The organism is Streptomyces sp. NPDC037401, from assembly GCF_055602345.1.
This window is the reverse complement of record NZ_JBVJWO010000067.1, coordinates 1-12,607: the sequence shown is the minus strand read 5'-3', so window position 1 is coordinate 12,607 and position 12,607 is coordinate 1. Positions and strand designations below refer to the sequence as shown.

Sequence of the window (12,607 nt, the reverse complement as noted above, 5' to 3'; positions counted from 1 at the left end):
CCCCCCCCCCCCCCCCCCCCCCCCCCCCCCCCCCCCCCCCCCCCCCCCCCCCCCCCCCCCCCCCCCCCCCCCCCCCCCCCCCCCCCCCCGCGACCCTGGTCGACCCGGTCGGCTGCCGCGGCCGGCCGATACCCGGGGAGTCGCTTTGCCTGGCACACCTGACTCCCGCCGGGCGCGCCCGCTATCTGGCAGGCCTGTCTCCCGGCGACAGCATCGACCACCGCGGCACCACCTTCACCAGCCCCCTGCTGGACGAACTTCTCAACGCCGTCCACGACCCCACCACCGGCCACCCCCGCCTCGGCCCAGCCCAGTTCGACGGCTCCACGTTCTCCGCCGACGCTCACTTCCGCGGCGCGACGTTCTCCGCCGACGCTCACTTCCCCGATGCGACGTTCTCCGCCTCCGCCTGGTTCACAGAGGTCACGTTTTCTGCCGACGCCCGGTTCTACGGTGTGAGGTTCTGCGCAGACACCCACTTCTCCAGCACTACGTTCTCCGCCGACGCCCAGTTCCACGGCGCGAGGTTCCTCGCGGACGTCCGGTTCGTCGGCGCCACGTTCGCCGCCCACGCCTGGTTCTACGACGCCACGTTCGCCGCCCACGCCCGGTTCGACAACGCCACGTTCGCCGCCCACGCCTGGTTCTATGGCGCCGCGTTCTCCGCCGACGTGTCCCTGTACGGCGCCACGTTCTCTTCTCTTGCTCGGTTGGGACCCTTGGTGCTTTCGGGGCGTCTGATCCTTTCGGGTGCCGTGTTCGTGGCGCCCGTGACGATCGAGGCCGCGGCTGCGGAAGTGGCCTGTGAGCGGACACGTTGGGATTCGACGGCAACCCTGCGGTTGCGGTACGCCGCAGTGGACCTGACGGACGCGGTGATCACGCAGCCGATCGCGGTCACCGCCCACACCGCCCCCTTCACGTTGGGATCCGGGCCGTCGCTTCCCGAGACGGCGTTGACCAGCAGCCCCACCGGGCGGCGCGGCCCCGGTGTCCGGATCAGCTCGATCAGCGGAGTCGACGCCGCCCACCTCGTCCTGACGAACACCGACCTGAGCGGATGCCGGTTCTTCGGAGCATTCCACCTCGACCAGCTCCGCCTGGAGGGCGAAACGGTCTTCGCCCGCACCCCGCCGGGAACCGACGTACGCCGGGGCATCCCGCCGCGGTGGACCGACCGCCTCACCCTCGCCGAGGAACACCACTGGCGGGCCCTGCCCGAACACCGGTCGCGGCTGCGCTCCGGCTGGACCCCTGCTCCGCCGCCATCAGGCCCTGCAGTGTGCCCGCCGGGACCACCGGCCCTGGCCGCGCTCTACCGCCAGCTCCGCAAGGCCTTCGAGGACGGCAAGGACGAACCCGGTGCAGCGGACTTCTACTACGCGGAGATGGAGATGCGCCGTCTGGGACCCCGGACCCGGCGCAACCGGGCGGAGCGCGGTCTGCTCACCGCGTACTGGGCGTTGTCCGGGTACGGGCTGCGTGCTTCCCGTGCTCTGGCCTGGCTGCTGCTGGCGATGACGTCGACGGTGGTGGCGATGATGGTGTGGGGTCTGCCGGCAGGCGATCCGAAGCCGGAATCGACCGGCACGGTCACCGGCCGGCACGTCCGGCTCACCACCGACACCCCCACCCCCGTCAACCCCACAGGCCCTCTCCACGAACGCGTCACGACGAAGCGGTTCGAGAAAAGCCTGCGCGTGGTCCTGAACTCCGTCGTCTTCCGCTCCTCCGGCCAGAACCTCACCACCATCGGCACCTACACCGAAATGGCCTCGCGCCTGACCGAACCCGTCCTCCTCGGCTTCGCCGCCCTCGCCATCCGAGGACGCGTCAAACGCTGACCCCCGGCGGCCGGCCTGTACGCACCGCACAACGGCGATACGGAACTGGTCACCAGAGGGCTGGTGTCGTCGTCCACGTCCCGTCCGTCCCCACGGATACCTCCACCAGCCCGTCCGGCCCGCGACTACATCCGGGGTACGAACGCCAAGAGGAGTGGGTTGAGATTCACGTGCCGACCACCTGCGGGTCGCGCCAGGTGAGCGTGCTCGCGTCGGTGAGCCGACGGGCCATGACGTGGGTCATGGCCCAGTAGACGCGTGGGGTGGAGGAGGCCGGGCGGTGTTCGTAGTCACGGACCAGGCGCCGGTGCAGTATCAGGGTCGCGAACGTCTCCTTGCCACCCACCCCGTGCCGGTTCGGTGCTGACTGCGCTGCGTTGAGCACGACCCGTTTGCGGCCGAGGCGGCACAAAATGGACCTGCATGACCGCCGCGACCGCAGGACGCTGCTACGCGTCTTTGCTGAGGAAGTCCAGGAGGATCTGGCGGCTGGTCTGTGAGGTCAGGCTGCCGTAGACGTCATCGAACGCGTGCTCGGCGAAAGGCAGTTCCTCCACCTTGATATCGACGCCTTCGGCTCGGAGCGAGGCGCCGAAGTCCTTGATGGCTTCGGGACGGGAGCTACGGTCGCGGTCTCCCACGACGAGCAGTGTGCGCTGCAGACCCATCCGAACGTCGGCGGTCGGGGAGACTTCGCGGTAGCGCTCGGGGTATTGGGCAGGCGTACCGCCCGTGAACAGCTCTGCGGCCTCGCGGGTGCCCGCGACGTCGTCCTTCCACATGGTGGTGACGTCGGTGCCGGGGTAGAAGCCGACCACCGAGAATGGCGGCTTCGGGGTGGTCCCGTCGGTGGCCTGCATGGTGCCGTTCTGAAGGCGGTAGGCGGTGTTCATGGCGAGGGTGCCGCCGGCCGACATGCCACCCAGCGAGATACGGGAGCTGTCGATGGCGTACTGGTCGGCGTGGTGCTGCACCCAGCCCAGGGCGGTCATGAGGTCGTGCGGGGCCTTGTCCCACGTGGGGCGGTGGGGGGAGGCCAGCCTGTAGTCGACCGCAATCACGGTCACACCGTGGTCCGCCAGCCAACGGCCGGTACCACGCAGGTCGCTCTTGTCGAAGGTGTGGAAGCCTCCGGCATGGGCGAGCACTATGGCCGGCGCCTTGTTCCCCCGGCCTTTCCCGGCCAGGTATATATCCGCTTCGAGCGCCTCGCCGTCACGGGTGGCATAAATCTGGGTTGTATCCGGCGTGGCACCCCCGGAGGAGGAGAGCTGGCCGAAGACCTGGCTGAAGGAGATCTTCGTACCGGCGTCGCGAGCGGCAACGAACTGAATGCTGCCAATGACCAGACCGGCGGTGGTCGACAGAGCGGTCACCGCGGTGAGGACACGCCCCCAGCGCACCAGGCCGCTGCGCCAGGCCAGGGCTCCCAGGGCAGCGCCGGCCAGGGCGAGGAGCGCCACGTGGAAGGGGTACTGTCCGCCGATGACCGGGCCGATCACGCCGGCCTTGGGGATGGCCGGAACGTATGCGCCCAGCATGATCGCGCCTGTGAGGAAGGCCAAGATCGAGGCGATCGAAGCGGCGACGACACTCAGGAACCTCTTGGTCTTGCCAGGAGGCGTGGCCTGCGAGGCAGGTGATGGGCGTCGGGCTATGGACATGGCTGCGTTCCTTGGGGTGGGCGTGGTGCAGGAGGCGGACGGTGCCCCCGGACTGGACGCCACAAGGTTCGCTTTCAGGGCCGGTGATCTGCGTCCCCCGGAGGGGCCAACTTGCCGCGTAGCTCTCCAGGGCTACGCCGACACCCGAAGAGCCGTTCCGGCTGTCGGCAGGCATGACCGCATGCCGTCGCAGATCGGGACCGTCCAGAGGCTGGGAGCGGCATGGGCACGCCGGTCTACGGGGCGGCCCGAAGCGACGGTGCCCTGCGGGCAGCGTTGCCGGGGGCGACCAGGCCGGTCTCGTAGGCGAAGACGGCGGCCTGGGTGCGATCGCGCAGCTGCAGCTTCCGCAGGATGCGGCCCACGTGCGTCTTGACCGTCTCCTCTGCGACGACCAGCACCTGGGCGATCTCCGCGTTGGAGAGGCCCTGTGCCACCTGTGCGAGAACTTCGGTCTCGCGGTCGGTGAGGGCATCGATGCGCACGCCGGTCGGCTGCTTGGCACCAGGACTCACGCGGGAGAATTCGGCGATGAGTCGCATGGTGATGTCGGGTGCAAGTAGAGCCTCGCCCCGGGCCACTACCCTTACGGCTTCCGCGAGCTGGACGCCGGAGGCGTCCTTGAGCAGAAATCCGCAGGCCCCGGCGCGCAGTGCCTCGTAGACGTACTCGTCGAGGTCGAAGGTGGTCAGGATGAGGATCTTCGTCGATGTTCCGGGCGTCGACGTGATCTGGCGGGTGGCCTCGATGCCGTCCAGACCGGGCATCCGGATGTCCATCACGATCACGTCGGGTGCCAGTTCCGCGGACCGGGCGACGGCCTGCGTGCCGTCCTCGGCGGTGGCAACGACCTCGATGTCGGGCTGGGCACCGAGCAGGACGGAGAAGGCTTCCCGGACCATGGCCTGGTCGTCGGCGATGAGCACACGGATGGTCATGCGCAGGTCTCCTTGCCGGCGGCGGACGCGATACAGGCGGGCAGCGCCGCGCTGACCTCGTAGCCACCGTCGGGGGTGGGGCCGATGGCCAAATCACCGCCGAGCATGGCGACGCGCTCCCGCATCCCGATGACACCGTGCCCGGCCCCGGGCGAGGGGGCAGCGGGGAGTGCGGCAGGCCCGTTGACGACCCTCAGACCCAACGCATCGCGTGCATAGACGAGTTCGACGTGTGTCTCGGCGCCGGGGGCATGGCGCAGAACGTTGCTGAGGGCTTCCTGGATGATGCGGTAGGCCGACAGTTCCACGCCCGGGGGCAGATGGCGGGCAGTGCCCTCGATCCGGGTGGTCGCGGGAAGGCCGGCAGCGCGTACGTTGCCGAGCAGCCCGTCAAGCTGCGCCAGGGAGGGCTGCGGGCTGGTGCCGGTCGTGCTGTCGCCGGGGCCGTTCGACCGCAGCAGGCCCAGCATGTGGCGCAGTTCGGCCAGTCCTTCCAGGGCGTTGGCGCGGATCGAGGCCAGCTCAGTGACCAGCTCTGGTGGTGGAGCCTGGACCCGATAGGGCGCGGCATCGGCTTGGATGGAGATGAGTGACAGGTGATGGGCCACGACGTCGTGCAGCTCGCGTGCGATCCGAGTGCGCTCTTCCAGGACCGTGCGCAGTGCCCGTTCCCGGGCCGTGGCGGCGATCTGCTCGGTGAGGCGTGCGTGGTCCTCGCGGCGGCCGCGTACCACGGCTCCGATGACCACGGCCAGAGCGAACAGCACGAGGGCCCCGGTGATCATCTTCCATGAGCCGACGGAACTGCCGGACAGCTTCAGCAGAACAGCCAGCAGGGCGCTGAGTACGGCCGCAGTGATCGCCGAGAGCAAGCGCATCCGCAGCGCGAGAAGGAAGAGGACCCCTGCGTGCACCATCCACACGTAGATCTGAGTGTCGTGGGTGGGCGGATACTCCAACGTGATACCTGTAACGAAGGCCATCGACAGCCACCAGGCGGACGTCGGCCAGCGCAGGGCCACCACCAGCATGGCCGCGTGCCCGATGGCCAGGATCGGGGCGGTCGCGCCCGCCGCCGCGGCAGTCAGAGCGGCTGTGAGGCACACGAGGCTGTGGGGTAGCCAGCGTAGCCAACGGGGCCAGGACAGCGGCGGCATGGGGCAGCTTCGTATGGTGATGAGGTCAGCCCGCAGGATGCGAAGGCTGAGGAGGTCTGCCATCGCAGCGGTCGTCTCGGGCACGTGTTCATTATCGGACATCGCACCTACCCCGGTGCGGTCCGGAATCCGGGCGCTCAGCGACCGTGCCGACACACGGAGGCACGGTGACGAAGGTGGCCGGCAACCCCCGACGCAGCCGCACGGATCGTTTCACTGGTTCATGACGCCTTCCATTCCGAGAACCCTGAAACGACGCTACGGAGCGGACCCTTGGCCAGCATCCCGCTGGAGAGCCATATCTGGATGTAGCTCTTCAGGGGGACGAGACGCTTGTCGAGCAGGCCCACGACATGACGCCGCGCTGCCGCCCGGCGCCCCGGAGCCGATCAACGCCTGCCGACGAGCCACCGACGGCTGTGTGAACACCCGGTCTGACCATCCGGGCGGACCGTGTGAGGCGCTGTCAGAGCCCCATGTCAGGATCCTCCCCAGGTCGGCGACGTCGATGCCCGTCTCCGGATGCGACCCTTCGGGCGCACCCGGGGCAGTCCGGCGCCCGGCCCGGGCCACCCACCCGGGGCGGCGCGTCAAGAAAGGGTGCGGATGGACATCGACGGCGACGTCGCGGAGGCGTGGCGCCCGGCCACACCGCTGTCACGGCTGCAGGAGCTGGCAGCGCAGGCTCCGGGGCCGGCCCGGATCGTGGCGTCCCGGATAGGGCTGCCGGCCGAGCTGGCCGAGGAGGTGGCCGTTCGGGCCGTCGCGGGCGGCCCAGCCTGGTTCGGGGTGCTGCGCGCGCTCGCCGCCCACCCGGCCACCTCGGCCGAGCGGCTGGCCGAGCTCGCCGCCCACCCGGAGGAGTCGGTGCGCCGGGTGGTGGCGGTGCACCGCGCGACCCCCAGGACGGCGCTCAAAGCGCTGGCCCGGGACCGATCGGCAGCGGTGCGCCGGGCCCTGGCCGGACGCGAGGAACTCCCGCGCAAGGTGGCCGCGCTGCTGGTCACCGATACCTCCGCCGAAGTCCGGCTGACCCTGGTCCGGCGGATCGACGCCCGGCCGGAGCATTTGCGGGCCCTCGCCACCGACCCGGACGCGCGGGTCCGTCGGGTGGTGGCCGCACTCGGCCACGCCGGCGACGCGGACCTCACCGACCCGGACCCGGGGGTGCGCCGCAACGCCGTCAGCAAGCGCTCAGCAGGAGAACTCGCGCCGCTGCTCGACGCCCTGGCGCGGGACCCCGACACCCGCGTCCGGGAGCTGATGGGCCAGCAGTACCACAACCGCACCCCGGCCGTGCTGGCCCGACTCGCGGCCGACCCCGAACCGTGCGTCCGGGCCGCCGCGGCGGCCAACGCGTTCACCCCCGTCCGGCAGCTCACCGAACTGGCCGGCGACCCGAGCCCGGCCGTGCTCGTCGCCATCAGCCAGAACACGACGGCCCCGCCCGAGACACTCGCCCGGCTCGTCGACACGATCACGCGCTCGTTCGGTGACAGCGAGAGCATCGCGCACGAGCAGGAGCAGGACGTCCAGCGCCTCGCGTATGCGGCACTGGAACACCCCGCCACCCCGCCCGAGTCACTGCGCGCACTGCACGCACTGGACCTGTGGCCGTACTTCCATCCCGGGAACGCGATGGACCAGCCGAACTGGCCGGCGGACCTACTGGTCGAGTTCGGGCTGACCTACTGTGCGGGCACGGTGTCGGGCAAGGCGGAAATCGAGAGCTTCGCGGCGATCGACGACGCCCGGCATACCGAGCCGCTGGGCGACGTGCTCGCCGCCATGGCCCGCAGCCCGATCTACTACCTGCGCCGCGCCGTCGCCAACCGTCACACCCCACCGGAGGCGCTCGCCGAATTCGTCCGCGATCCCGCCCGCGCCGAGGACACCGGCCTCCTCAACGACATCGCCAAGAACCCGGCGACCCCGGTCGAGATCCTGCTGGCCTGGGCCGAGGCGGGTGTGCGCCAATACGGCATGCTGAAGAATCCCGCCCTGCCCGAACCCGTGCTCGCCGCCATCGCAGCGGGCACGGACACCTCGGACGCCGCGCAGGCCCGCGCCATGCTGGAGGTCCGGGCACTCCGGGCCGGAACGGAGACCCCGTGCTGACCATGTCCTCCTGGCGGGCCCGGTTCGACCGGCTCGCCGACACCTCCGCGGTCGCCGAGCGGCTGGGCCCCCAGGCCAACATGGCCGACTACCTCCAGGACACGAGCATCGCGTGGTACCACCACCAGGGCGATCTGGTGGTTCCGGAGGACCTCGACCTCGACATCGCGCTGGTCGTCGACGGCGACCTGATCGTGCACGGCTTCCTGGACGACTACGTCTCCGACATAGGCATGCTGGTGGTGCTCGGCGACCTGGTGGTGCGCGACCTGGTCTCCTGGGGTTCGGTGTACGTCGCGGGCGACCTGCGGGCCGAGGGCATCGTCTACGGCTACTACAACGACTACACCTTCGAGGTGGAGGGCGCGGTACACGCCCGGGCGCTGGTGCTGCACGACAAGTCCGCCTCCTACCGCTCGGGCGAGCTGGAGGTGGAGGTGGAGTCCTACTTCCCACCCAAGGAGCAACTCCGGGCCGCCCGTGACATCTTCGTCCCGCAGGTGTACGACGGCGGTGCGAAGCGGGCCAGGCAGGGACGACCGCCGAAGCTCCGCCGCCCGAGCTACCAGCGGGTCTGCCGCCGGCTGAGGGAGGGTAAACCGCTGTTCCGCAGCGCGTAGGGCGCCGCCTGCTTCCTGACGACCATCTTCCCCAGCGCGGTGTCCTCATCCGGCCGCGGTGTCGCTGGAACCGTGGTCGGCGCTGAGATCGATCATGCTGGCTGTGGTGGTCGGAGAGACTGGGCCGTGTCCTTCCCGCCGCCGTCCCCGTTGGTCGGGTCGACGCGTGCATCGGTTTGGACCCCACGTCGGGCCGTTGCAGTCCGCGGCCCCAGATTCCGCGCTCTGGCATCGGGGCCGCGTCAGCTTGGCATACGACGGCCCTGATCCCCCGAGCGGTCAGGGCCTTCGTGCTGCCGGGCGTTGTCCGTACAGCCCGGCCGCCGGCAGACTGCTGGGGCTGCCGGACCGGGGCTCGATGCGCCACAGCTCCAAGGACTCAGGAGCAGCAGTCACAGCCCGACTTGCAGCCGCATCCGCCCGCAATCTCAACAGGGTCTGGCGCGGCGGCCTGCGCAGTCGGCGCGCAGCAGTCCTTGCCCTGCCAGACGTCGCGGCCCTCCTTGAGGGCGATGGCTGAGATGACGAGGGCGGCAATCGGGTCGGCCCCGGCTCAGCCGAGGGTGGCGTTGAGGAGACAGACGAGCAGAACGGCCGACAGGTATGAGCACCGCAGGGTCTGCTTGGGGTCGGCGACCGCGCCGGCGGAGCCGAGTGCGCGGGCCGTGCGGCGTTGGGCGGCGGACAGGAAGAGCATGACCGCGAGGGAGAGGACGGCGATGAAGATGCGCGGCCGACACTCGCCACGCGGTCGGGGTGGAGGCGGCGGGGCCGAACACGTCGCGCTGGTCACGCAGTACGGCCAGGCCTCGGATTGCCTAGCCTCCGTCGGCGAGCATCACCGCCAGGTCCACCACGACGCGGCCCAGGTCGTGCCCGGTCCCGTGCGGCCGCCCAGTGCAGAGCGCTACTGAAAGCGCTGGTGGGCGTGGTGGCGTCGGCCGGATCCGCGAGCAGACGTGAGCTGGCGTAGTTGACCACCCCGTGCCCGTCGGCGCTGGCGATGGGCTGCGAAAAACTTGTTGGACGGGAAGGCCGGGCGATGCCACTGTCTGGCTGTGACCATGATCAAGAGTTATTCCGGAGCTGTTTCGCTGCCCGACGGCCTCGCCCTGCGACAAGCGAGGCCCGCAGATCTTGAGCAGATCGGCGCGCTCCTGTCCGAGCGCGGTGAGCCGGACGACGCCATCGACCACCGGCTGGTTGTCAGCGACCCGGATGCGGGCTGGTCCGCCTGTGCCGTGGTCGTCGACGGCGACCGGGTCGTGTCCACCGCGACGCTCCTCGACGAGGAGGTGTGCATCGGAGGCGTCCGTCTGCCCGCCGGCCAGGTGGAACTGGTCGCCACCGACAGCGGATACGAGGGACGCGGGCTCGTGAGGGCGCTGATGCACTGGGCTCACGAGCGTTCTGCCGCCCGTGGCCACCTCGTCCAGGCGATGATCGGAATCCCGTACTTCTACCGGCTGTTCGGCTACGAGTACGCCATCGACATACCGCCGACGCTGAACGTGAACGCCTTGCCGCCTGGCGATGGAACGGCCGTGCTCCGTGCCGCCCGGCCCTCGGACATCCCCTCCATGGCTGCCCTGCAAGCCTCGGCGCAGAGCGGGTTCGATGTGACCATGCCGCACTCGGCGGCGCGCTGGCGATGGCTCCTGGACCACGAGTCGAGCAACCTCTGGGTTCTCGAGCAAACCGACACGGTCATTGCCACCGCGCGCACCACGCCTCCCGGTGAGGAGATGCTCCTGGCCGAGGCGGCGGCACGCGACGAGGCGGCGGCACGGGACCTCCTGAGCGGCGTTGCCGCCCTGGCACCCGGCGACCGGACACAGGTCGTCCATCGGGCAGGCACCGTGACAGGCAATGCGTGGGAGGAGTTCATCGAGCACGAGCCGCGCCGGAGTGCGGAGCAGTACTACATCCGCATCCCGGATGTCGCAGCGCTGTTCGACAGGCTGCGTCCGCTGTTCTGGCAGCGCCTCACCGCGGCCGGGATCGACCGCACGGGCCGGGACATCGTCATCTCCACCTTCGGCGCCCACTACCGGATTCCCGTTCTCGCCGACGGGCTCGGTGAGGTCGTCACCGGCGGCCCGATACAGTCGCCGGGAGCTGTGGAAGGCGCCGGGGTGGCGCCCGACCATTTGGCCGCCCTGCTGTTCGGCCCGCACGGAATGGAGGGGCTGACCCGGATCCGCCCCGACGTCTACTCCGCGGACGAGGAGCTGTTCCAGGTGCTTTTCCCTCCACTCACCGCCGACGTACTCAGCTACTACCTCCCGTACTAGGGTCCGTCTTCAAATGATCGTTCGATGATGGATCATGGTGTCGTGATTCGTCGTCATGAACTGACCGACTCCGAGTGGAGTTACTGGCTCCGCTGATACCGAGTGCCCACAGAGGGCGGCCTCGGGCGGAGGACCGCGGGGTCATCAACGGGATGGTCTACAAGATCCGGACTGGGGTTTCCTGGCGTGACCTTCCGGAACGTTACGGCCCGTGGAAGACGGTCTACACCCGCTTCCGCCGCTACGCCATCGCCGGTGTGTTCGCCCGGGCCCTGCGGCAGATCCAGGCCCGGGCCGACGCCGCCGGTGACATCGACTGGCTGGTCCAGACCGACTCCACCATCGTCCGCGCCCATCAGCACGCCGCCGCCACCGGCCGAAAAGGGGGAAGTACCGGACGGACGAACCGGACGATCACGCCCTCGGTCGATCCCGAGGAGGCCTGACCACCAAGATCCATCTTGCCTGCGACGGCCGCGGCCGGCCCCTGGCCATACTGCTGACCGCGGGACAACGCCACGACGGCGTCTGCGCGAGGCCTCTGCTCGAACGCGTCCGAGTACCCCGCATCGGCTCGGGTCGGCCCCGCCGTCGACCCGGTCACGTGATTGCAGACAAGGCCTACAGCTCACGCGGATTCCGCGCCTACCTGCGGCGACGCGGTATCGGGCACACGACCCCGGAAAAGAACGACCAGAAGCAGCACCGCCGCAACCGAGGCAGGCGAGGCGGCCGACCCGCAGGCTTCGACCGCGAGACCTACCGCCGCCGCAACACCATCGAACGCTGCTTCAACCAACTCAAAGGCTTCCGCGGCATCGCCACCCGCTACGAGAAGACCGCCCCCTCCTACGAAGCAGCGGTCACACTCGCATCACTTCTACTCTGGGCAAGATCAATTTGAAGACGGACCCTAGACACGGCACGCCCAACGTCGTCGCCTACGCCCACCAGGCCGGGGCACCCGTCAAACTCCGGTGGCCCGAACGCGGCCGCCGATAGACGCCCGCACCGCCGGCCACGCGCCTATGCCCCGGCCCCGCCCCGCTCCGACGGCTCGCCGTTCGAGCTGCGCCTTTTCCGCCGCCGGCTGACCGGGACGGAGCGCCGGAGGGTCAAGAAATGGTTTGCCGACCCGGTTGCTGTGTGTCACCGTTCGGCCTGGACCGGCAGTTGATCATCGACGGCCGGTCGATGTCGACATGTCGGTGGCCTCTCGGGGATCCACCGGAGAGGTGACGAAACGATGGGAACCGGTACCGTGGGGAACAGTTACGAGGACGAGTGTCGCCGGTCGTTGGCCGAGGAGCAGGCGAAGAGCCTTGCCGGGACCAACGACTGGGAACATGTGGACAGGGAGCGGGTCCACCAGGACTGGGACGTCCTGTACCGGGAGATCACGGCTTTCCTGGACGGCGGCTCCCTGCCCGGGGACCAGCAGATCCAGGAGCTCGTCCGCAGGCACTTCGACATCGTCTGCCGGTTCTACACCCCCTCCAGGGAGGCCTACGTCGGCATGTCGCTCTTCTACGCCGAGGACGAGGCCATGAGGGCGTTCCACGACTCCTACCACCCCGGGATGGTGGAGTTCCTGGGCGCCGCGATCAAGGTGTTCGCCGAGCAGGGGAGCGGGTTCGCCCCCAGCGCAGGGGCCGAGGCTTCGGCGTAGTCGGCGGTTCGATGAACTGGTCACGGGCATGCTCAACGCGAGCATCGCCCAGCTCGGCGTCCAGCCGAATGCCGACAGGCGCAAGATCAGCGCCGTGGCCGCCCTCATCTCCGTCCCCACGATGATCGTCGGCGTGTGCGGGATGGACTTCGACCACATGCCCGAGTTCACCTGGCGCTACGGCTACCCGGGCATGCTGTCCGTGGGCGTTACCGAGGTTGAAAGCGTGATGTCGGGGCCTGATGCTCCCGCCACGGCGGAGAGTCGGTAGGTTGCCTGTCATGGCTGAGCTTGGACCCGTTG

At 69.7% G+C, this 12,607-nt stretch carries 9 protein-coding genes and 3 pseudogenes; 7 read left to right on the top strand and 5 right to left on the bottom strand.

Translation table 11 applies throughout. The features are described 5' to 3' along the window. The first annotated feature begins 455 nt into the window (after positions 1-455). Positions 456-1,844: a pentapeptide repeat-containing protein gene (locus tag ACZ7H1_RS36860; protein WP_470792802.1), complete on the top strand. Its 1,389-nt coding sequence runs from the start codon at positions 456-458 to the stop codon at positions 1,842-1,844. 166 nt (positions 1,845-2,010) lie between these two features. Here ACZ7H1_RS36860 and ACZ7H1_RS36855 read toward each other — a convergent pair. From ACZ7H1_RS36855 to ACZ7H1_RS36840, 4 genes and pseudogenes are all read right to left on the bottom strand, one after another. Next, positions 2,011-2,181: pseudogene (locus ACZ7H1_RS36855) on the bottom strand (IS5/IS1182 family transposase); the annotation flags it as partial. Positions 2,182-2,293: 112 nt separating this feature from the next. Next, complete coding sequence (locus ACZ7H1_RS36850) at positions 2,294-3,508, bottom strand: alpha/beta hydrolase (protein WP_470792800.1); 1,215 nt, start codon at positions 3,506-3,508, stop codon at positions 2,294-2,296. A gap of 236 nt (positions 3,509-3,744) precedes the next feature. After that, the gene (locus tag ACZ7H1_RS36845) at positions 3,745-4,446 is read right to left on the bottom strand and encodes a response regulator (protein WP_470792798.1); all 702 of its coding nucleotides are present in this window, start codon (positions 4,444-4,446) and stop codon (positions 3,745-3,747) included. Next, a complete protein-coding gene (locus ACZ7H1_RS36840; protein ID WP_470792797.1) occupies positions 4,443-5,687 on the bottom strand; it encodes a sensor histidine kinase in 1,245 nt (414 codons plus the stop codon). Before ACZ7H1_RS36840 ends, ACZ7H1_RS36845 begins: the two co-directional genes overlap by 4 nt. A 522-nt stretch (positions 5,688-6,209) precedes the next feature. Between ACZ7H1_RS36840 and ACZ7H1_RS36835 the strand changes: the two genes are divergently transcribed. Further along, complete coding sequence (locus ACZ7H1_RS36835; protein WP_470792796.1) at positions 6,210-7,721, top strand: hypothetical protein; 1,512 nt, start codon at positions 6,210-6,212, stop codon at positions 7,719-7,721. Then, positions 7,715-8,341: a hypothetical protein gene (locus ACZ7H1_RS36830; protein ID WP_470792795.1), complete on the top strand. Its 627-nt coding sequence runs from the start codon at positions 7,715-7,717 to the stop codon at positions 8,339-8,341. Before ACZ7H1_RS36835 ends, ACZ7H1_RS36830 begins: the two co-directional genes overlap by 7 nt. 379 nt (positions 8,342-8,720) lie before the next feature. On the opposite strand, the pseudogene ACZ7H1_RS36825 reads toward ACZ7H1_RS36830, so the two are convergent. Next, positions 8,721-9,074 (bottom strand): annotated as a pseudogene (locus ACZ7H1_RS36825) (cation efflux transmembrane domain-containing protein); the annotation flags it as partial. 331 nt (positions 9,075-9,405) lie between these two features. On the opposite strand from ACZ7H1_RS36825, the gene ACZ7H1_RS36820 reads away from it, so the two are divergent. The 4 genes and pseudogenes from ACZ7H1_RS36820 to ACZ7H1_RS36805 all read left to right on the top strand — a co-directional run bounded on the left by ACZ7H1_RS36820 (position 9,406) and on the right by ACZ7H1_RS36805 (position 12,575). Further along, the gene (locus ACZ7H1_RS36820) at positions 9,406-10,635 is read left to right on the top strand and encodes a GNAT family N-acetyltransferase (RefSeq protein ID WP_470792793.1); all 1,230 of its coding nucleotides are present in this window, start codon (positions 9,406-9,408) and stop codon (positions 10,633-10,635) included. Between the two features lie 45 nt (positions 10,636-10,680). After that, positions 10,681-11,539: pseudogene (locus tag ACZ7H1_RS36815) on the top strand (IS5 family transposase). Positions 11,540-11,881: 342 nt separating this feature from the next. Beyond that, positions 11,882-12,304, top strand: a complete 423-nt coding sequence (locus ACZ7H1_RS36810) for a TipAS antibiotic-recognition domain-containing protein (RefSeq protein WP_470792791.1) — start codon at positions 11,882-11,884, stop codon at positions 12,302-12,304. Between the two features lie 16 nt (positions 12,305-12,320). Further along, positions 12,321-12,575 carry a CorA family divalent cation transporter gene (locus tag ACZ7H1_RS36805; protein WP_470792803.1) on the top strand — a complete coding sequence of 85 codons (255 nt, stop codon included), beginning with the start codon at positions 12,321-12,323 and terminating at the stop codon, positions 12,573-12,575. Positions 12,576-12,607 lie beyond the last annotated feature (32 nt).